Origin of the sequence: Pararhodobacter sp., from assembly GCF_034676075.1 — a bacterium.
Taxonomy (GTDB): domain Bacteria; phylum Pseudomonadota; class Alphaproteobacteria; order Rhodobacterales; family Rhodobacteraceae; genus Pararhodobacter.
Window position 1 is genome coordinate 50,094 of sequence record NZ_JAUCCQ010000004.1, and the last position, 20,209, is coordinate 70,302.

The window sequence follows — 20,209 nt, forward strand, 5'->3', positions numbered from 1 at the left end:
GGATATGACAAGCCTCCTGACCGATTGACAAGCCATGCCGCTTTCCCCCGACGAGCTGAGCCGCCTTGTGGCCCTGCGCCACGACCTGCACGCCCATCCCGAACTGGGGTTCGAAGAGACGCGCACCGCCGATCTGGTGGCCGGGGTGCTGGAAGAGGCCGGGATCACCCTGCATCGCGGGCTGGGGGTCACCGGCGTCGTCGGTACGCTGACCCGCGGCAACGGGCCGGGGCGGATCGCCCTCAGGGCCGATATGGACGCGCTGGCGATGCCGGAGCTGACCGGCCTGCCGCATGCCAGCCGCAACCCCGGCCGGATGCATGCCTGTGGCCATGACGGGCATACGGTGATGCTGCTGGGCGCCGCCCTGGAACTGGCGCGGGACGGCGGGTTCGACGGCACGGTGCATTTCATCTTCCAGCCGGCGGAAGAGGGGCGGGGCGGCGCCGCGCGGATGGTCGCGGACGGATTTTTCCAGCGGTTTCCCGTGGATCGCGTCTATGGGCTGCACAATATGCCGGGCCTCGACCCGGACGAGATCGCCGTGGTCGAGGGGCCGCAGCTGGCCTCCTCCGACCGCTGGGAGGTGGTCTTTACCGGCGAGGGCACGCATGGCGCCAAACCCCATCTCGGCCGCGATCCGATCACCGCGGCGGGGGCCTTCCTGAGCGCGATCCATACCATCGTGGCGCGGGTGGTCGATCCGCTGGCGCCCGCCGTGGTCAGCGCCTGCGCGCTTGAGGCGGGGGATTTCGCGGCGCTCAACGTGATCCCCGACACGGCGCGGGTGGGTGGCACCGCCCGGGCCTATGCACCCGGGGTCCGCGACCAGCTGGAGGCGGAGCTCGACCGCATCGCCCGGGGCATCGCCGCGACCTATGGGCTCAGCGCCGCCTTCACCTATCGCCGGGGCGTGCCGCCGGTGGTCAATGACCCGGGCGCCACCGCCATCGCGCTGGGCGCCGCCCGCGCAGCATTGCCCAAGGTGCGGACCGCCTTCCCGCCCTCGACCGCGGGGGACGATTTCGCGGTTTTCTCGCAAGAGGTGCCGGGCTGCTACGCCTGGCTGGGCAACGGCCCGGCGGTGGAAGGGGCGCTGCACCACAACACGCGTTACGATTTCAACGACGCGGCGATTGCCCCGGGCGTGGCCTATTGGTGCGCGCTGGTCAGGGCTGATCTGCGCGCATGAGCCCGTCCCAGAGCATCCGCTTGACCGCCACCGCGTCGATGCGCATCGCCACCTGAATCGGCGGGCGGCTGGCGTCGGGGACCAGGCGGCCCGGATGTTCGACCAGATCGACGCCCAGCCGCATCTCGTCGCAGCCGAAGAGCTCGGGCGCCAGCGCCATCAGCATGACGCAGGGGTCGTGCAGCGGCCGGGATTCGCGCGCCGAGCCCAGGAAATAGGCCTCGATCAGCGCGGCGGCGGTGACGCCCGCGGGCGTGCCGCTGGCGCGCAAGGGCTCCAGCTCGGCCAGGGTGGCGCGGAAGCGGCGGGTCACGTCCAGCGGGATCAGGGTGATCGGCACGCCCGAGCCCAGCACGATCGAGGCCGCCAGCCCATCGGCGCCGATGTTGTATTCGGCGAAGGGCCCGGCGTTGCCCTTCTCGTGGATCGCCCCGCCCATGGCGATGATATGCCCGACGCGGGCGAAGGCCTCCGGGTGATCGCGGGCGAGGATCGCCAGATTGGTCATCGGCGCCAGCGCCAGAAGGGTCAGCGTGCCAGGCGGTTCGGCCATCAGCCGCTTCGCCACGTATCCGGTGGCATCCGACAGCGAGCCGTTGGGCGAGAGGGGCAGGGTGACGCCCCCCAGCCCGTCGGCGCCATGGATCGTCTCTTCGTTGCGGCCGGTGCCGCTGAGGGGGCCGGTCGCGCCCTGAACCACGGGGATCTGCCGCCCCGAGACGGCGACAAGGCGAAGGGCGTTGTCGGTGGTGCGGGTGATGCCGATATTGCCCGCCACGCTGGTGATCGCCTGCACGTCGAAGCGCGGCTCGTTCAGCGCGTAGAGAATGGCCACGGCGTCGTCGAGGCCGGGGTCGGTGTCGATGATGACTTTCATGTCTGCCCTTGGTCGATGGCGTTCATTTCGGCCCGGAACTGACCGGCAACTTGCAACGCATCTGACAGGACCTCGGCGGCGTCGAGGGTCTGGACCTGCCTGTCCCGCATCAGCCAGCGGCCGGCAACCATGACGTCGCGCACATCGGCGGGCTGAGCGGCAAAAACCAGCATCGAATAGACATCGTAAACGGGATGCAGGCGGGGAGCATCCAGCGAAATACGGACAATGTCAGCTTTTTTTCCGGGCTCGAGCGAGCCGATCTTGTCGTCGAGCGCCAACGCCCGCGCGCCTTCGAGCGTGGCCATGCGGACCACCTCGGCCGCCGGAAGGGGCTTTCGGGAATGGCCGAGGATCTTGGCGAAGATCGAGACCGGGCCGAATTGCGCGAAAAGGTCGAGCGTGTTGCCGCTCATCGGCCCGTCGGTGGCGATGCCCACCGGGATGCCCGCGCGGCGCATGTCCTCGACCCGCGCCATGCCGCGCCCGGCCTTGCCGTTCGAGCGGGCGTTATGGGCCACGCCCGCGCCGGTCTCGGCCAGGATCGCGATGTCGGCGTCGTCCATCAGCAGGCAGTGCGCGGCAATTGTGCCGGGGCGCAGGATGCCCGACTTCGCGGCCAGCGCCGTGGTCGACATGCCGTGTTCGCGCTGGGCCCAGGCGATTTCCGCCTCGGTTTCCGCCAGATGGATCTGCACGAGGGTGCCGGGGTGGTCGTCGTGCCAGCGCGCGGCGCGTTCCAGCACGGCGGGGCCGGTGGAATAGGGCGCATGCGGCGCGATGGAGGCGATGAGGCGGGGATGGCCGGCCAGCCTGTCCGCCAGCGCATCGCAGAGGGCGAAACCCTCGTCGAAGCTGGCATGATCGGGGGCGGCGAAATCGGCGAGCGTCTGGCCCAGCACCCCGCGGAGCCCCGCGCGGTCCATCACCTCGGCGATCTCGGTCTCGAAATAATACATGTCGGCGATGGTGGTGACGCCGCCCTGAATGGACTCGAGCGCCGAGAGCGCCGTGCCTGCGCGGACCATCGCGGGCGAGACGAATTTGCGTTCGAGGGGCAGGATGTAGCGGGAGAGGCGGTCGTCCACATCCTCGCCCAGGCCCCGGAACAGCGACATCGGCAGGTGGCAATGCGGGTTGACCATGCCGGGCATGACCACGTCGCCGCCCATGTCCAGAACCTCGCCCCCTTCGGGCGCCGGGCCCTCGCCCAGGGCGGCGATGGTCTCGCCTTCGATCCTCACCCAGCCGTTGCGGAACTGGGTCAGGCCCCGGTCCATCGTCAGCACCCAGGCATTGGCGAGGGTGAGGCTCATTCCGGTTTGAGGATCGCGCATTGCTCGGGGTTCGGGACCAGCGTCACGGCGGTCCCGGGGTCGAGCGGTTGCGAGAGGGGGCCATTGGCCAGAAGCGCCAGACCCCCCGCTTTGGCCTGATACTGATAGGCCCGGCCGAGATAGGTGCGCAGCCCCAGCGTGGCGGGCAGACCCGCGCCGCCGGTCACGGTGACCTGCAGCCCGTCGGGCCGCGTGGCGAGCGTGAAGGCGTCGGGGATCGGGCCAAGCTGGTCCTGCGACAGGGTGAGCGCGGCGCCCTCGGCGGTCTGGGCGGTGATGTCGGCGCCGTTACGGGCGGTGACGCGCAGCGGGATCAGGTTCTCGAAACCGACGAAATTCGCCACGAAGGCATTGGCCGGGCGCTGATACAGCACCTCGGGCGTGTCCAGCTGCATGATCCGGCCCTGATGCATGATCGCCACCCGGTCGGAGATCGAGAAGGCCTCTTCCTGATCATGCGTCACATAGAGCGCCGTGGTGCCGTTCGCGCGCTGCAGCTGGCGGATCTCGACCCGCATGTCGACGCGCAGCTTGGCGTCGAGGTTCGAGAGCGGCTCGTCGAACATCAGAAGCGGCGGCTCGATCACCAGCGCCCGGGCCAGCGCCACGCGCTGCTTCTGCCCGCCGGACAGGGCCGCCGGCAGCCGGTCGGCCAGATGCGCGAGGCCCACACGGTCCAGCATCGCATCGGCGCGTTTCAGTCGCTCAGGCCCCGCCACCTTGCGCTGTTTCAGCCCGAAGGCCACGTTCTCGCGCACCGTCAGATGGGGGAAGAGGGCGTAGTTCTGGAACACCAGCCCGATGTCGCGCTGATGCGCGGGCAGTCTGGTCAGGTCCTTGTCGCCCAGCCGGATGGCCCCGGCGGTCGGTTGCAGGAAGCCTGCGACCAGCCGCAGGGTGGTGGTCTTGCCGCAGCCCGAGGCGCCCAGAAGCGAGACAAGCTCGCCCTCGGCCACCGAAAGCGAGAGGTCTTCCAGCACCTTGGTGGTGCCGTAATGGGCGGTGATGCGGTCGATGGTGAGAGGCTGGGTCATGGGTCTATTTCGCGACGATGGCCAGGCCGAGCGTGCGCTCGACGATGATCATGACGAGGATGGTGAGCAGCATCAGCACGACCGAGACCGAGGCGATGGTCGGGTCGAAGAACTGCTCCATATGGGCGAGAAGCTGGATCGGCAGGGTCGAAACCCCCGGCCCGGTCAGGAACAGCGAGACCGAGACATCGTTGATCGAGGTGATGAACGACAGGATGAAGGCCGCGATCACGCCCGAGCGGATGTTGGGCAGGACAATGGTGAAGAAGGTCCGCGCGGGCGGCGAGCCGAGGCTGATGGCGGCCTCCTCGATGGAGAAGTCGAAGGACGCCAGCGAGGCCGAGACGACGCGGATCACATAGGGGATGACCAGGAGCGTGTGGCCGATCAAGAGCGCGTACCAGACCGGGACCCCCGCCTGCACCGTGACCGAGCGCAGGAGCGAGAAGCCGATGACGATCTCGGGCACCAGAATGGGCAGGACGAACAGCGTCGACAGCCAGCCGGGCAGGGTGACGCGGTAGCGGTTCAGCGCATAGGCTGCCGGGATGCCGATCACCAAGGCAATCGCGGTGCCGAGGAAGGCCATCTGCAACGAGGTGACGATGGTGCGCCGGAAGGCCGAGATGTCCCAGATGTTCTGGAACCACCGGAAACTCAGCCCCTGCGGCGGGAAGGTGAGGTAGGTCGTGTCACTGAGCGACGCGCCGAAGATGATGATGAGCGGGCCCAGCAGGAAGACATAGACCAGCACCGTGAACAGGATCAGAAGGGGATGGATGCGGGTTGCCATGTCAGGTCGCCATCGGGTTGAGGCGCCGGGCCACGCGCGTCATGACCAGCACCGTCGCCACGATCACCGCCAGCATGATCGCCGCCACCACCGCCGCGCCCGGCCAGTCGAAGGCCACCAGCGCGCGCTGTTGCAGGAAGGTGCCCATCATCATCTGCCGCGTGCCGCCCAACAGATGCGGCGTCGCGTAGGAGGTGAAGCTGGCGGTGAAGACCAGCACCGCGCCGACGATGAGGCCGGGCACGGCAAGGGGGAGCGTGACCTGAAAGAAGCTGGCGACCGGCCCCGCGCCGAGGCTCGAGGAGGCCTGCATCAGATCCTCGGGGATGTTCTCCAGCACGCCCACCAGCACCAGCACCATCAGCGGCACGAAGATATAGACCATGGCGACGATCACCGCGCCCTGGGTGTAGAGCATGGCGACCGGGCCATCCGTCAGCCCGGTGGCTTGCAGGACCTGGTTCACCATCCCCTCGCGCCCCAGCAGCACCAGCCAGGCGAAGGAGCGGACCACGACGCCCGTCAGCAGCGGAAAGACCGCCAGCACGATCAGTGTGGATTTCATCCAGGGCGGGCAGCGGGCCACGACATAGGCGGTGGCCAGCCCCGCCGCCAGCGAAATGACCGTCACCCAGCCCGCCACGGTGAAGGTCCGCCACAACACGTTGCGCCGGAAGCCCGAGGCGAAGAAATCGGCATAGGGCTGCACGATGCCCCAGTCGCCCTGTCCGGGGCTGCCGAAGCTGAGGCCCACGGTGATGGCGACCGGGATCACCAGAAGGAAGGTGATCGCCAGCGTCGCCGGTGAGGCGAGCATCCATCCGGCCAGTCGTTTCATGGGGGTCTCCGGCAGGTCCGGCCCCCGTCAGCCGGGGGCCTGTCGTCGCATGTCTTCGGCTTACATGCCGAAGGTTTCGTTCCAGCGGTCCAGCCAGCGGTCGCGGGCCGGGTTCAGCTGCGAATAGTCGATGCGCTGCAGGCTGTCGATCTGCTCTTGCCCATAGGTCCACATCCCCGCGGCTTCCGGCGACAGCTCGACCGTGGCGTTGACCGGGGCATCGACGCCCTGCTCGGCCAGCTGGCGCTGGATATCGGCCGAGAGGACGAAGTTGATGAACTGATGCGCCAGTTCCACGTTCTCGGAGCCGGTGGGGATGTTGATCGTGTTCAGCACGGCGATCTCGCCATCGGTCAGCGTCGCCCATTCGATGGTCGGCACCGCGTCGCGCAGGCGGCCCAGCGTGAAGTCCTGGGTCATCGACACCGAGATCTCGCCGGTCGAGAAGAGGTTAATCATCTCGGAGCCGGTGTTGTAATTGGTGACGATGTTCGGCGCCAGCTCGGCCAGCGCGGCAAAGGTCGCGTCTTCATCGGTATAGGCATCGACACCCGCGTGGCGCCCGGCCTGCAGCACGACCATGGGGCCGGCGGTGGTGGTGATGTTGGGCAGCGACAGCGAGCTTGCCAGATCCGCGCGCCACAGGTCGTTCCACGAGGTGATCGGCGGGTTGACGCGGGCGGAATCATAGACCAGCCCGATGCGGCCCACGGTATAGGCCGGGCCGAACTCGCCCTGCGGCGCCTGGGCCAGGTCATAGAGCTCGGCGATGTTCGGCACCTGTGCGCGGTCGATGGGCTGGAAGAGCCCCTGCTCGATCCCGGCCTGGCTGTAGCTGTCGGTCAGGTAGATGACATCGACCCCGGCGCCCGAGCGCATCGCCAGACGGTTCAGCCGGTCACCGTTGTTGCCGGTCTCGAACACGACTTCGCAGCCGCAGAGTTCCTGGAACGGGTTGACGATGATCTCCTGCATCTTGTCGCCGTTGAAGCCCCACCACGAGATGGTGAAGGTCGTGGCGCCGGCGGGCAGGGCGGCGAGGAGGGCGGCGGCGGAAATCGAGGACAGGGCAAGGCGCTGGTATCGGGGCATGGCAGACATCCGCTGTGGAAGGGGTGGCAGGGGCGCCCGGGCGGGCGGCCTCGGCCGGCAGGCTAAGGGCGTGTCAGCGTCAATGCAAGCGGTCCCGCCCGGCGTTCCGGGCTACCAGACCACCGGATGGGTCTGCCCGGTGGCCACATTGACGAAGCCCTCGGGCGCCAGCGGCGAGGGCGCGACCAGCACCCAGCGCCAGGGCGCGCAGGTCAGCGTGGCGAAGGCCAGACGCTCGGGGAAGCCCGGGAACCAGCGGGGGCTGAACGTGGGCTCGTACATCCACTCGATTTTCGCCCCTTCCGCATAGAGGCGCTGCATCTCGGCGTCGAGGTCCTCGGGCGGGCGGCAGGTCATCAGCCCGGCGATCTCGTAGCGGACGGTGGCGACCAGCTGCCCCTCGCGCACCAGCGCCCAGCCGCCTTGCAGGTCGTTCAGGGCGTTGACGGCGATGGCCATTGCCTCATCCGACGACCCGACTGCCCAGATATTGTGCTTGTCATGTCCCATCGAACAGGCAAGTGCCGAATCGGGCGTCTTCGGTCCGGTGCCCAGCCAGAACATGGCCGAAGTCCGCCCCTCGCCCGAGAAACGGTCGACGATGGCGAATTTGGTGATGTTGCGGGCGGCGTCGCGCTGGACCTCGCCATCTTCGACCGGCAGCTCGGCGGTCAGGAAATCGTCGGCCCAGTGGAAGGGGCGCAGAAGTGCCGCCTGCATCGTCTGCCGCCCCGGTTCGGCCTTGACGGCGAAATCGGCGGCGGTCATCGGGCGGGCGATGTTCACCGTCCGGGTGGCCCAGTCCGGCCAGTCGATGCGGGGCACGGGTTTGAGGTAGCGCTTGCCCTCGGACACCTGTTCGCCGTCGGCCCAGACCTCGGCGATGGAGAGGGTCGGCAGGTCGTCCAGAAGCACCAGATCGGCAAAGCGGCCGGGCGCGATAGAGCCGACCCAGGGCGTCAGCCGCATGTGGCGGGCGGGGTTCAGCGTGACCATCTGGATGGCGATTTCCGGGGCCAGACCGGCCTCGATGGCGAGGCGCACGTTATAGTCGGTCGCGCCCATCTTCATCGTGTCCGAGCACGAGCGGTCATCGGTGGTCAGCGCGAACTGGCTCCATTCGGAGAGCCCGGCCGCCAGCAGCCCCTGGATCATTTCCCGCGCCGAATGCGGGCGCAGTTCCATGAAGAGGCCGCGGCGCAGCTTGTCCAGAACCTCGTCCGCCGTCCAGGCCTCGTGGTCGGACGCCAGCCCCGCGGCGGCGAAGGCGTTGATGTTGGGCAGGTCGCGGATGCCGGCCGCATGCCCCTCGACCACGCCACGCGCGGCGAAGGTGGCTTCGATCATGCCCCAGAGTCGGTCGTGCGAGGGGTTCTCGGGCGACCAGACGGCGGGCCAGTCCATCACCTCGTCCAGCCCCGCGACCATCAGGCTTTCCGACAGGAACGCCGCCTGTTCGTCGCGCCCGAAATAGCCGCCGCCCCATTCATAGGCGGTGGGCGGCACGGCGGAACCGGGCAGCGGGAAGATCTTCTGCGGCGAGCCCGCCAGCCGCGCGGCCAGCCAGAAATCCAGCGTCTTGGCGCCGTTGACGTTGGAGAATTCGTGGCTCGCCTCGCAGGTCCAGGTGTTGCCATGGGGCAGGACCAGCGCGGCCTCCCATTCCGGGGAGACGTGGCTCGATTCGATGTGCTTGTGCACCTCACCGAAGCCCGGCACGGCCATCAGGGGGGAGCGGTCCACGGTTTCCGCCGCCGTCCCCGGCCACGATCCGAAGGGTCCGACATAGGCGATGCGGCGCCCGGCGATGATGATCTCCTGATCCTCCAGCCACATCCGCGAATGCACGTCCAAGAGCCGCCCCACCCGAATGCGCCGGTCGGCGGGCAGGTCGCCGCGTGCGACGCGGGTCAGGCGCTGGCGGATCGCCACTTCGTCCTTGGGATTGATCAGCAGGTCGTCGGGAAGGGTCATGCGGATACCGAGGCGGAATAGAGGGCGATGACGCGGGCGATGTCGCAGCGGCGGACCAGCGTGACGGGCGGGGTGCCGAGGCGGCCCGAGGGGTCGACGACGACCATCCCGCGCGTGAGGCCAGGGGCGAGCGAGACGGCGAGCGAGGCGCGCAGGCTTTCGGTGACGATCCCGGGTTCGATCAGCACGGCGGCCGCCAGCGGATCGACGAAGCGGAAATAATCCTTGCCGGTAAAACCCTTGATGACCCGCATGGCATGGACCGAGAGGGCGGCAGAGAAGCGGGTAAGGTCGCCGTCGGGCAGGCCCGCGAACAATGCCGCGACCTGATCGCCCGGCATTCGGTGATCGGCGCAGGCCTCCCACGGGACCAGCGTGCAATCGAGCCCGGCGGTCAGCACGATCTGCGCGGCCTCGGGGTCGGCGTAGATGTTGAACTCGGCGGCGGGGGTCACGTTGCCGCGGCCGTCGATGGTGCCGCCCATGATCACCAGCCGCCCGACGCCCGCGGCACAGTCCGGCGCCTGCCGCAGGACCAGCGCGAGGTTGGTCAAGGGGCCGATCATCATCAGATCGACCCTCCAGCCCCCGGCGATGGCGGCGCGCAGCTCGGCAATCAGGAAGGCTACCGCGTCCTCGCCCGCCGCCTGCGGCAGCGTCGCCGGGCGGGGCGCACCGCCCAGGCCATCCTCGCCATGGATCTCTCGCGCGGCGATGGGCGGGTTGATCAGCGCCGCCGCCGCGCCCTTGTGGACCGGCACGGCGGGGACCCCCGCGTGGGTCAGCACGCTGAGGATATTGCCGGTCGCCGTCTCCAGATCGACGTTGCCGAAGACCGTGGTCACCGCGTCGGGCACCCGCCCGGCGGCGATCAGCATCAGCAGCGCCTGCGCGTCATCCACGCCGCCATCGGTATCGAGGATCAATCTGTTCCGCATCGCTCACCTTCCCGCGCCCGGGGTCTGACTTTGCCCAAGCCCGCGCGATTGTCCATGCCCCCGCCGAGGCTCCGCTGCGTCGCAGGTTCCCTGAGATTTGATATTGTGTATGTCCGAAATACAATGTTGAATGATGCGGCCCGCAACACGCGCGGGTGGCGCGTGCCCCGCACGCGGCCGGACTTCGCCGCCCGGGAGGAGCGCATGAAAAAGATCGACGTATTCAACCACATCTGGCCCGAGCCGTTTTTCAACGCGCTGATCAAGCAGATCGGCTCGATGAGCGACATGACCAAGCGGTCGGGCGATGTGCCGATGATGACCGACCTCGGCCGCCGGTTCGAGGTGATGGACATGTTCGGCGAGGATTACTGCCAGATCCTGTCGCTGGCCTCGCCGCCGCTGGAGAAGTTCGGCGATCCCGAGATCGCGCTGGAATTGTCGAAGATCGGCTCGGATTCGATGGCCGAGCTCTGCCAGAAATACCCCGACCGCTTCCCGGGCTTCGTCGGCACCGCGCCGATCACCCACCCCGAGGGGATGGTCACCGAATCGAAGCGCGCCATCGAGGAACTGGGCGCGGTCGGCATGCAGATCTTCACCAACGTGAACGGCACCGCGCTGGACCTGCCCGCCTATGCGCCCTTCTTCGAGTACATGAACAGCGTCGGCAAGCCGATCTGGCTGCACCCGGCGCGCGGTCAGGACTTCGCCGATTACAAGACCGAGAGCCGCTCGGAATACGAGATCTTCTGGACCTTCGGCTGGCCTTACGAGACCTCGGCGGCGATGGCGCGCATGGTCTTCTCGCAATTCTTCGACAAATGGCCGGATCTGAAGATCATCACCCACCACGCGGGCGGCATGATCCCCTATTTCGAGGGTCGCGTCGGCCCCGGCTGGGACCAGATGGGCAAGCGGACCTCGGATCGCGACCTGAGCGTGGTGCGGACGGCGCTGAAGCGCCCGCATCTGGAGTATTTCAAGGAATTCTACGCCGATACCGCGTCCTTCGGCTCGCGCAAGGCGATCGAGCACGCCATCGAGTTCTTCGGCGAGAACCGGGTGCTCTTCGCCTCGGACGCGCCTTTCGACCCCGAGGGCGGGCCCTATTACATCCGCGAGACGATCAACCTGATCGAGCGGATGGACATCTCGGAAGAACTGCGCCGCAAGATCTTCCAGGACAACGCGGTGGAGCTGCTGGGGCTGAAGCTCTGAGCCTCAGCCCTTGACGCGCGGCGCATAGCCCAGGCGCCGCGACAACCTTCCGGTGGTCTCCAGCAAGACGCTGGTGACCGCCTTCGCCTTGGTCCCGGTCATCGACTTGTCCGAGCCCAGCACCGTGACCGTCGCAGCGATCTGGCCGGAATGGTCGAAGACCGGCGCGGCCATGGCGGCGAAATTGGCGTTGATGTTGTTCTTCGACGTGGCAAAGCCGCGCTCGCGGACGCCCTCGATCAGCGCCTCCAGACGCTCGGTATCGGCGATGAGGTCGGGGTTGAGCGTCCAGTTCTCCTCGCTCAGTCGGGCGCTGTTGCGCTCCTCGTCCAGGATCGGCGCGGTCACGCCGCGGTCGAGCCAGGCCAGGAACACCTGCCCGGTGGCCGAGGCGGTCAGCGGCAGCACATAGCCCAGCCGCACGGCCAGCGAGCCCTGCCGGTGGCCATCGACCTTCGACACGATCCCCGGGCCCCGGTTGCCCCAGAGCGAGAGATAGGTGGCAAAGCCGGTCGCCGCCTGCAACACGCCCAGTTCCTCGCGTGCGAGGTCGACGATATCGACCTGCCGGATCGCCGAATGGCCCAGCTGGATGGCAAAGGCGCCCAGCCCGTAATGGCCGGTGTGGGGGTCCTGTCGGACCAGCCCCTCGCGGATGAAGCTGACGAGGTAGAGATGCGCCTTCGACGGCGGCATGCCGGCGGCGGCGGCGATGTCGCGCAGCGGCATGGGGCCATCGGCGGCCTCCATGGCGCGGATCACCTTGAAGCCCACCTCGATGGACTGGATGCGCCGCTGCGACCAATCCTCGTCTTTCTCGCCCTTCTTCATGCCTGTCCCCGGCCCGTTTCGACCTGTTCTACCCGGCTTCACGGGGGGAATCCATCACAGGGACTTCACGGGCCGCGGATCGAGCCCGAAGAGCTTCGCCGCGTTGAGCCCGAGGATGTTGCGCTTGGCCTGTTCGCTGAGGAACGGCAGGTCGTAGATCTCCTGCGGCAGGTCGAAATCGAAGTGGGGCCAGTCGGAGGCAAAGAGCAGCTGGTTCTCGGCGTTGATCATCTCCAGCGTGACCTGCAGCGCCTTCATGTTCACCGTTTCCATCGGCTGGGTCGTGTACCAGCAATGCTCGCGCATGTACTCGGACGGCAGGCGTTTCAGCTGCGGCGCCTCGGAGGGGCGCATCAGATACTGATCATCCAGCCGCTGCATCAGGAAGGGCACCCAGGCCAGCCCGCTTTCCACCCAGATGCTTTTCAGCTTCGGAAAGCGTTCGGGAATGCCGTTCAGGATCCAGTTGGTCATGTGGACCATGTTGCACCAGGCGAACCCCAGCGCATGCATGCCGAGGAACCGGTTCACGGTCGCCAGCGAGGGGTCCTGCCAGTGATAGGCAGCGTGGAAGGCCACCGGCTTGCCCAGCTCCTGCAGCATCGCATAGCAGCGCATGTAATCGTTGTGGTGCAGCGCCTTGTGGCGGACCGAGGGGACGCAGAAGCCGATCACCCCGGGCTGGTCGGCGAATTCGGTGATCATCGCCTCGGCTTCGCGGGGGGTGTTGAAGGGAAGGTAAGCCAGCGTCTTGATGCGGCTGTCGGCCTTCAGCACGTTGTCGATGAGCCAGTGGTTGTAGGCGCGCGACAGATGCACCTCCATCTCGGGCTGCGGATGCAGGCCGAGGGTCAGCATCGGCGTCGGGAACAGGACCATGTAGTCGATCCCCAGCGAGTGCATCGCCCGGCGGGTCAGGGTCACGTCGCGGTGGACACTCTTGTCGTCCACCGGCTCGCGCACCCCGGCCTGATGCGGGATGCGGCCGCCCACGTCCTGATATTTCAGCCCCGCGTCGCCGTTCAGCCCATAGGGCGCGCCGCCGGTCTTCTCCTGATGGAACAGCATCGCCTGATGGCGGATCACCGGGTCCTCGATGTACCTGACCATCTCGTGCCAGTTCACCGTCTCGACGTGATGCGCGTCCACGTCGCAGATCAGCCAGTCCTGAAAGCCGCGTTTCTGCGCGCCTTTGTGGGCATGGGCCAGCACCTCGCGCGTGTCGGTGAAGACGTCGATTTCCTGGACGGGCAGGGGGCGGGCGGCGGGGATCGGTTTGGCGTCCATCAATCGGCCTTCATCTCTTCGGGGCGGTGGCGGAACCAGAGCGCCAGTTCCATCGGGCTCAGATGCTGGGCGCGCAGTAGTTCCGAGACGGCGGTCAGCAGTTCCGTGGCGCTGATCTGGTCGCCGCGGCCGGTCAGCGGCGGGAAGGTCCGCTCCTCGCCATCCGACTTGGCGGCATAGAGGCGGATCGCCGCCGTCATCAGCTGCGCGACCGCCTCGTCCGAGACACGCGCGGCCTCGCCCTGCGCGACCATGGCGACCGAGGCCTCGTCGATCTGTCGCGCGGCCTCGTCGATCCAGCCGTAGGGGTCGTTCTTCAGGGGATCAGACGCTGACATAGACCACGCCCCCGTCCTCGCGCAGCTTGGCGGGTCTCAGGCGCATCGCCTCGCGCCCCTGACAACGCCCGGTTTCCAGATCGAATTCGTAGCCGTGCCAGGGGCAGACGAGATGCGGTTCATCCTCGGCATAGGCCAGCAGCCGGGTCGTGCCATCGGCGGCGACGGGTTCGATGACGCGGGCATAGATCCGGCCCTGACAGACCGGCCCCTGCCGGTGCGGGCAGGTATTGTGCCAGGCGACCAGCCGGCCCTTGACGCGGAACACGCCGACTTCGGCGCCGTCGCAATCGACCACCAGCCGCCCGCCTTCGGCAATCGCCTCGGCGGGGCCCACGAGGAATTCCCGCATGCTGCCTCCCGTTCAACATCGTTGAATTCTATCCGTCATTGTTACCTGCGGCGGGCGGCAGGGCAAGGGCTTCTTTATCAACTTGCCTTATATCCGGGCGCCCCCTAGGCTGCGGCCAAAACGGAGGGGCGAAGGGTGGATACCGAAGTCTGGCGGGGCAGTGTCGCGGCCTGGGAATGCGACGAGATGGGGCATCTGAACACCCGCTTCTACGTGCTGCGCGCCGTCGAGGGCGTGGCGATGCTGCTGGCGCAGCTGGGTCTGCCGGGCACGACCCGCGCCGATGCCGAGACCAGTTTCGCCGTCGAGGACATGCATATCCGCTTCCACCGCGAGGCGCGGCAGGCCGCGTCGCTGAGCCTGTCGGGCGGGGTGCTGGAGGCGGGGCCGGACTGGGTCGAAGTGCTGCTGGTGATGGAGGAGGTGGCCAAGGCCGAGGTGAAGGCCACGTTCCGCATCCGCCTGCGCCATATCCACCCTGCAAGCGGTGCGGCCCTGCCCTGGCCTGAGGGTTTCGCCGCCCGGTCCGAAGCCCGCCGCGTGTCGATGCCCGACAATGCCGCGCCGCGCTCGACCCCGGTCGGGCCGGTGGAATCGGCTGCGTCGGCTGAAAAGGCGCAGGATCTCAAGCGCTTGTCGATGGGGGTCGTCGGGCCGGACCGGGCGGATGCCTTCGGGCGGATGGGGGCATGGAATTTCATCGGCGCAGTGTCGGACGGGATCCGCTCGCTGACCGGCCCCTTCCGCGACATCATCGCCCAGAACGCCGATCCGGTGCCCACGCGGGTTGGCGGCGCGGTGGTGGAATTCCGCATCCTGCATCTGGACTGGCCGCGTCTGGGGGACGCCTATGAGGTCCGGGGCGGTTTGCAGGGGATCGAGGGGCAGGTGCAGAAGCTGGTGTTCTGGATGCTCGACCCGGTGACGGGGCAGGTCTGGGGCACGATGCAGTCGATCGCGGTGAATTTCGACCTCGACACGCGGAAGGTGATCCGGGTGTCGGATCGGGCGCGGGACTTGCTGGCGCCGTTGAGTTTGCCGGATCTGGGGATGTGAGGGCGCGCGTGGTGGGATGAAATCCCACCCTCCGGGGCGCGTGGGGGGCGCGGCCTTTTTCGTCGGGGTCGCATCGGTGCGTGCGAGCACGCACCCTACGGGCCAGTCATTTGGGTGCGGCTCCCCCGAGGGCCGGGTACCTCTCGTCCACTCCTCCGGTCCGGGCGCCGCCCTCATCGCGACAACCAGATCGTCATCCGTAGGGTGCGTGCTTGCACGCACCATCCCCGCCCTCGCCTCTCGGAACGACAGGGGGCGCGCCCCGGTAGGGTGGGTTTTCAACCCACCTCGCGCCTCCCTACCGGAACCGCTCCGCCGTCGCCGCCGCGTTCAGCAACGCCGCCAGCTCCCGCCTTGTCGCCCCCGAGGCCTCGGGCGCGCGCTTGAGGAAGGCCTTCACTGCCCGCACCACGGCCGGGGAATTGGCCGAGAGCCCCTCGACCACGCCCGCCACTGCCGCGTCCAGATCCTCGGCCACCACGCCGACGAGCCCCATCGCCTGCGCCTCGGCCGCCGTCACCGCCTGCCGCGTCAGCACCAGCCGGGCCAGCACCGCCCGCGGCACCCGGTCGACCAGCGCGTCCATGACCAGCGTCGGCGCGATGTCGTGGTTCATCTCGGGCACCGAAAAGACCGCCGCCTTGTCCGCCACCGCCACATCCGCCAGCGCCGCCAGCGCGCAGCCGACCCCCGCCGCGCGGCCCTGAACGCGCGCCACGACCGGCACCGGGGCCGAGCGCAGCGCCTCGTAGAAGGCCAGCACCGGGTCCGAAATCTTTGCCCTGAGGTCATTCGCTGTCAGCCGCGCGTCCTTGGGCGGCATGACCGGCGCGCGGCCGGTGCAGAAATCGGGCCCCTCGGCTTTCAACAGGATCACCGTGACCTCCGGCGCCGGGGCCGAGACCGCCGCGGCGATCCCCTCCGTCATGCCCGCGGTCAGCGCGTTCCCCGCCTCGCCCCGGCAGAGCGTGATCTCCAGCACCTTGCCCTTCGTTTCGACCTTAAGCTCCATCGCGTGCCCTCCCGATCGCTTCCCAGATGGCCAGCGGTGTTGCCGGCATTTCCACATGATGCACGCCGAGCTCGCCCAGAGCATCGGCAATCGCGCTGACGAAGACGCCGAGCGCGGGGGTCGTGCCGCCCTCGCCCCCGGGGCGGAAGCCCATCGGGTGGCTGGTCGCGGGGACCTCGCTGAGCGCCGTGGCGAAGGAGGGGTAATCCGTCGCGCGGGGCATGGCGTAATCCATGAAACTGGCGGCGACCGGCTGGCCGTCCTCGTCGAAGCGGATCGCCTCCTGCCAGGCCTGCCCCACGCCCTGCACGATCCCGCCGTGGGTCTGCCCGTGCAAGATCAGCGGGTTCAGCGCCCGGCCGACATCATCGACCGAGGTGTAGCGCGGGATGGTCAGGGCGCCCGTCTCGGGGTCGATCTCGACCTCGCAGATTGCGGCGCCATAGGGGAAACTCAGGCCCGCCGTCACCGCGTCGCCCACCGCCGTCAGCGGGCCTTGCAGATCTTCGGGCAGCGCGGGATCGTGGCTGCGCGCGGCGATCTCGAACAGCGTCATGGCGAGGTTGGTGCCCGGCGCGCGGAACACGCCGTCCTCGAACTCGGCCTCGGCCCCGGTCAGCGCGCCGAAGACGGCCTTGGCGCGGGCCAGCACGCCCTTGACCGCCTGATCCATGACGATGCTGCCGAACCTCAGCGAGCGGCCGGAATGCGAGCCGCCGCCGGCCAGCACCTGATCGGTGTCGCCGGTCTTCAGCACCACCTGTTCGGGCTCCAGCCCCAGCCAGCCCGCGACCAACTGGGCGAAGGCGGTGCGGTGGCCCTGGCCGGTGTCCTGGGTGCCCAGCACGACCTCGACCCGATCCTCCTCTACTGTCACCACGGCGCGTTCGCGGGGGAAGCCGCCCGCGCCCTCGATGTAATTGCCGATGCCGAGGCCCCGGTACATGCCGCGGGTCCGCGCCTCGGCCCGCCGAGCCTCGAACCCCGCCGCATCGGCCATCTCCAGCGCGGTGGCCAGCGTCGCCAGATGGTCGCCGCTGTCATAGGTCACGCCGAACGGGTTGCGATAGGGGAAGGCCTCGCGCGGGATCATGTTGCGGCGGCGCAGCTCTACCCGGTCGATGCCGGTCTGCAAGGCCGCCAGATCCACCAGCCGCTCGATGGCATAGATCGCCTCGGGCCGTCCGGCGCTGCGGTAGGGGATGGTGGAGGGGGTGTTGGTCAGCACCGCGCGGCCAACCGCATGGGCGACCGGCACGCGGTAGACGCCGGTCATCAGCTGCAGGCCCTTGTTCAAGGGTGTGTAGCTGACCGTATGGGCGCCGAGGTTCGAGGTGTTGACGCAGCGGAGCGCGAGGAACTTGCCGTCACTGTCCAGCGCCAACTCCGCCTCGATATGCAGGTCGCGGGCCTGAAAATCGCTGACGAAGGCCTCCAGCCGTTCGACCCGGTGCTTGACCGGGCGGCCGATCAGCCGGGCGGCATGGGCGATGACCACCCATTCCGGGTAGGTCGCGTTGCGGCTGCCGAAATTGCCGCCCACATCCGGCGGGGCGAGGATGCGGACCGCTTCCAACCCCACGCCCAGCGAGGCGGCGATATGCTCGCGGATCTGCACCACGCCACCACCGCCCGAGCAATGCACGACATAACGGCCGTCCCGGTACTCGGCGGCGGCGGTGCGGGGCTCCATGTGGACGCCGGTCACGCGGTTGACGTGGCTTTCGAAGCGGACGACATGGGCGGCCTTGGCGAAGGCGGCATTGGTCGCGGCGGCGTCGCCCAGTTCGGCCTCCAGCGCCAGATTGCCGGGGACGTTGTGCCAGACCTGCGGTGCCTCGGGGGCGAGGGCCTTCACCGCATCGGTCACGGCGGGCAGGTCGTCGAACTCGGCCTCGATCAGCTCGGCGGCGTCCTTGGCGATATCGGGCGTCTCGGCGATGACGCAGGCATAGGCCTCTCCGGCGAAGCGCACGGCGTCCAGCGGCAGGGGATGGTGCAGGGTTCTCAGCCGCGCCGAGCCGTCGCGCTGCCTGAGCGGCATGTCGGACCCCCGGTCGGCGCTGCCGATCTGGTGCGGGATCGGGCCGACGCCCGCCGCGGCCAGATCGGCGCCGGTCAGGACGGCCAGCACGCCGGGCATTTCCCGCGCGGCCTCGACATCGAGCGCGGCGATGCGCGCATGCGCCACGGGCGCCCGGGCGAAGACGGCGAAGGCGGCATCGGGCAGGGCCAGATCGTCGGCATAGCGGCCCTGTCCCTGCAACAGCGGCACATCCTCGCGCCGGGGCAGGGCGGCACCGATCCAGCGATTGCCGTTGCCGCGATTCGGGGGGGTCACCGGGTCGCTCATCGGGCCACTCCTTCTTGCGTGACTATCATGAACCAGTTTAGACATTGACAAACAAGGGGCAGGCGCAGGGCGTCGCGGGTCGCACCCGTTTGAGAGGGTTGGCAGGCGGGCACGGGGCGGTCCTCGAATGTTGACAATATCAGGCTTTCTTATATCAAAGCGGAACCGGCGGGCGAGGGCAAGGCCCGATTGCGCGGCCGGAACAGGGGGAGGGATCGCATGACCGACAGCGCGGAAATGCTTGTGCCGCAAGGCTATACCGAGGCGGAACTGCTGATCGACGGGGAATGGATCGGCGCTGATGCCCGTCCTTCCACGCCCGTCGTGAATCCGGCGACCGGCCGCGCCATCGGCCGTGTGCCCCATGCCAGCGCCGAGGATCTGGACCGGGCGCTGGCCGCGGCCGAGCGGGAATTCCCCAAATGGCGCAAACTCTCGCCGCGCGAACGGGGCCGCATCCTGAAACGCGCCGCCGACCTGTTGCATGACCGGGGCGATGCCATCGCCCGGCTGGCGACGCTGGAGATGGGCAAACCGCTGGGCGAGGCCAAGATCGAGTTGCATGTCGCCTGCGAGGAGTTGGAATGGTTCGCCGAGGAAGCGCGCCGCACCTGGGGCCGCATCCCGCCGGGCCGCTTCGGCGACACCCGTTTCAGCGTGATCCGCCAGCCGGTCGGCCCCGCCGCCGGCTTCTCGGCCTGGAACTTCCCGATCGGCAACGCCTGCCGCAAGATGGGCTCAGCCTTGGCCGCCGGCTGCCCGATGATCTACAAGCCGGGCGAGGAAGCCCCGGCCTCGGCCCTCGCCGTGGCGCGCTGTCTGGTCGATGCCGGGGTGCCCGCGGGCGTCATCGCCGTGGTCTTCGGCGTGCCGGACACGATTTCGCGGCACCTGATCGCCTCGCCGGTGATCCGGAAGATCTCGTTCACGGGCTCAGTCCCGGTCGGCAAGCACCTCATCAAGCTGGCGGCCGACGGGGTGAAGCGGACGACGATGGAATTGGGCGGCCACGCGCCGGTGCTGGTCTTCGACGACGCGCCCTTCGAGGCGACGCTGGAGCAATCCGTGTTCCGCAAGTACCGCAACGCCGGTCAGGTCTGCGTCTCGCCCACCCGCTTCTACGTGCAGGACGCCACGTATGACGCCTTCTGCGCGGGCTTTGCCGAAAGGGCGAAGAAGATCCGCGTCGGCGACGGGCTGGCGGCGGATACGCAGATGGGCCCCCTGGTCCATGCGCGGCGCCGCGACGGGATCGAGGCGCTGGTGCAGGACGCCGTGGCCAAGGGCGCCAAGCTGCTGGCGGGGGGCGAGCGGCTGGGCAATGACGGCTTCTATTACGCGCCGACTGTGCTGGCCGATGTGCCTGACGAGGCGCGCATCATGTCCGAGGAACCCTTCGGCCCGGTCGCCGTGCTGAACCGCTTCACCGGCATCGACGACGCGATCCAGAAGGCCAATGCGCTGCCCTATGGTCTGGCGGCCTATGCCTTCACCCAGTCGGTCGCCAATATCCACAGGCTTTCGGACGAGATCGAGGCCGGGATGTTCGGCATCAATTCCTTCAACATCTCGATGCCCGAAACCCCGTTCGGCGGGGTCAAGGAAAGCGGGCTGGGGTCGGAGGTCGGGACCGAAGGTCTGGACGCCTATCTCGTCACCCGAACCATCTCTGTCACCTGAGGCC

The 20,209-nt window shown here is 68.4% G+C and carries 18 protein-coding genes; 4 read left to right on the forward strand and 14 right to left on the reverse strand.

All coding sequences use genetic code 11. The annotated features are described in order from the left end of the window. Positions 1 to 34: 34 nt before the first annotated feature. Entirely contained in the window at positions 35 to 1,192 is a 1,158-nt protein-coding gene (locus VDQ18_RS03040) for a M20 aminoacylase family protein (RefSeq protein WP_323019539.1), read from the forward strand. Here VDQ18_RS03040 and VDQ18_RS03045 read toward each other — a convergent pair. From VDQ18_RS03045 to VDQ18_RS03080, 8 genes are all read right to left on the reverse strand, one after another. Further along, the gene (locus VDQ18_RS03045; RefSeq protein ID WP_323019540.1) at positions 1,170 to 2,069 is read right to left on the reverse strand and encodes a nucleoside hydrolase; all 900 of its coding nucleotides are present in this window, start codon (positions 2,067 to 2,069) and stop codon (positions 1,170 to 1,172) included. The two genes, VDQ18_RS03040 and VDQ18_RS03045, sit on opposite strands and share 23 nt — an antisense overlap. Next, positions 2,066 to 3,385 carry an amidohydrolase gene (locus VDQ18_RS03050; RefSeq protein WP_323019541.1) on the reverse strand — a complete coding sequence of 440 codons (1,320 nt, stop codon included), beginning with the start codon at positions 3,383 to 3,385 and terminating at the stop codon, positions 2,066 to 2,068. Before VDQ18_RS03050 ends, VDQ18_RS03045 begins: the two co-directional genes overlap by 4 nt. Then, on the reverse strand, positions 3,382 to 4,440 hold the full coding sequence (locus tag VDQ18_RS03055) for an ABC transporter ATP-binding protein (RefSeq protein ID WP_323019542.1): 1,059 nt from the start codon (positions 4,438 to 4,440) through the stop codon (positions 3,382 to 3,384). The genes VDQ18_RS03050 and VDQ18_RS03055 overlap by 4 nt, the downstream gene beginning before the upstream one ends. Positions 4,441 to 4,444: 4 nt before the next feature. Beyond that, a complete protein-coding gene (locus tag VDQ18_RS03060) occupies positions 4,445 to 5,233 on the reverse strand; it encodes an ABC transporter permease (protein ID WP_323019543.1) in 789 nt (262 codons plus the stop codon). 1 nt (position 5,234) lies between these two features. Further along, positions 5,235 to 6,071 (reverse strand): ABC transporter permease, encoded by an 837-nt coding sequence (locus tag VDQ18_RS03065; protein ID WP_323019544.1) that lies wholly within the window; start codon positions 6,069 to 6,071, stop codon positions 5,235 to 5,237. A 60-nt stretch (positions 6,072 to 6,131) separates the two neighbouring features. Next, positions 6,132 to 7,163 (reverse strand): ABC transporter substrate-binding protein, encoded by a 1,032-nt coding sequence (locus VDQ18_RS03070; RefSeq protein ID WP_323019545.1) that lies wholly within the window; start codon positions 7,161 to 7,163, stop codon positions 6,132 to 6,134. Between the two features lie 111 nt (positions 7,164 to 7,274). Next, positions 7,275 to 9,137: an adenine deaminase gene (locus tag VDQ18_RS03075; protein WP_323019546.1), complete on the reverse strand. Its 1,863-nt coding sequence runs from the start codon at positions 9,135 to 9,137 to the stop codon at positions 7,275 to 7,277. Then, the gene (locus tag VDQ18_RS03080) at positions 9,134 to 10,075 is read right to left on the reverse strand and encodes a nucleoside hydrolase (RefSeq protein WP_323019547.1); all 942 of its coding nucleotides are present in this window, start codon (positions 10,073 to 10,075) and stop codon (positions 9,134 to 9,136) included. Before VDQ18_RS03080 ends, VDQ18_RS03075 begins: the two co-directional genes overlap by 4 nt. Before the next feature lie 204 nt (positions 10,076 to 10,279). On the opposite strand from VDQ18_RS03080, the gene VDQ18_RS03085 reads away from it, so the two are divergent. Beyond that, positions 10,280 to 11,296 carry an amidohydrolase family protein gene (locus VDQ18_RS03085; protein ID WP_323019548.1) on the forward strand — a complete coding sequence of 339 codons (1,017 nt, stop codon included), beginning with the start codon at positions 10,280 to 10,282 and terminating at the stop codon, positions 11,294 to 11,296. 3 nt (positions 11,297 to 11,299) lie between these two features. On the opposite strand, the gene VDQ18_RS03090 is transcribed toward VDQ18_RS03085, so the two are convergent. The 4 genes from VDQ18_RS03090 to VDQ18_RS03105 are packed head-to-tail and all read right to left on the reverse strand — an operon-like array spanning position 11,300 to position 14,104. Next, positions 11,300 to 12,127, reverse strand: a complete 828-nt coding sequence (locus VDQ18_RS03090; protein ID WP_323019549.1) for an IclR family transcriptional regulator — start codon at positions 12,125 to 12,127, stop codon at positions 11,300 to 11,302. A 54-nt stretch (positions 12,128 to 12,181) separates the two neighbouring features. After that, entirely contained in the window at positions 12,182 to 13,414 is a 1,233-nt protein-coding gene (locus tag VDQ18_RS03095; RefSeq protein WP_323019550.1) for an amidohydrolase family protein, read from the reverse strand. Next, on the reverse strand, positions 13,414 to 13,752 hold the full coding sequence (locus VDQ18_RS03100; RefSeq protein WP_323019551.1) for a hypothetical protein: 339 nt from the start codon (positions 13,750 to 13,752) through the stop codon (positions 13,414 to 13,416). Before VDQ18_RS03100 ends, VDQ18_RS03095 begins: the two co-directional genes overlap by 1 nt. After that, the gene (locus VDQ18_RS03105; protein WP_323019552.1) at positions 13,739 to 14,104 is read right to left on the reverse strand and encodes a Rieske (2Fe-2S) protein; all 366 of its coding nucleotides are present in this window, start codon (positions 14,102 to 14,104) and stop codon (positions 13,739 to 13,741) included. The genes VDQ18_RS03100 and VDQ18_RS03105 overlap by 14 nt, the downstream gene beginning before the upstream one ends. A gap of 135 nt (positions 14,105 to 14,239) precedes the next feature. Here VDQ18_RS03105 and VDQ18_RS03110 point away from each other — a divergent pair, with 135 nt between their 5' ends. Then, positions 14,240 to 15,160, forward strand: coding sequence for a thioesterase family protein (locus VDQ18_RS03110; RefSeq protein WP_323019553.1), 921 nt, complete (start codon positions 14,240 to 14,242; stop codon positions 15,158 to 15,160). A 298-nt stretch (positions 15,161 to 15,458) separates the two neighbouring features. On the opposite strand, the gene VDQ18_RS03115 is transcribed toward VDQ18_RS03110, so the two are convergent. Then, positions 15,459 to 16,172 carry an enoyl-CoA hydratase/isomerase family protein gene (locus tag VDQ18_RS03115; RefSeq protein WP_323019554.1) on the reverse strand — a complete coding sequence of 238 codons (714 nt, stop codon included), beginning with the start codon at positions 16,170 to 16,172 and terminating at the stop codon, positions 15,459 to 15,461. Beyond that, positions 16,162 to 18,525 (reverse strand): xanthine dehydrogenase family protein molybdopterin-binding subunit, encoded by a 2,364-nt coding sequence (locus tag VDQ18_RS03120; protein ID WP_323019555.1) that lies wholly within the window; start codon positions 18,523 to 18,525, stop codon positions 16,162 to 16,164. The genes VDQ18_RS03115 and VDQ18_RS03120 overlap by 11 nt, the downstream gene beginning before the upstream one ends. Positions 18,526 to 18,744: 219 nt before the next feature. Between VDQ18_RS03120 and VDQ18_RS03125 the strand changes: the two genes are divergently transcribed. Next, positions 18,745 to 20,205, forward strand: coding sequence for an NAD-dependent succinate-semialdehyde dehydrogenase (locus tag VDQ18_RS03125; protein ID WP_323019556.1), 1,461 nt, complete (start codon positions 18,745 to 18,747; stop codon positions 20,203 to 20,205). The last annotated feature ends 4 nt before the right edge of the window (positions 20,206 to 20,209 follow it).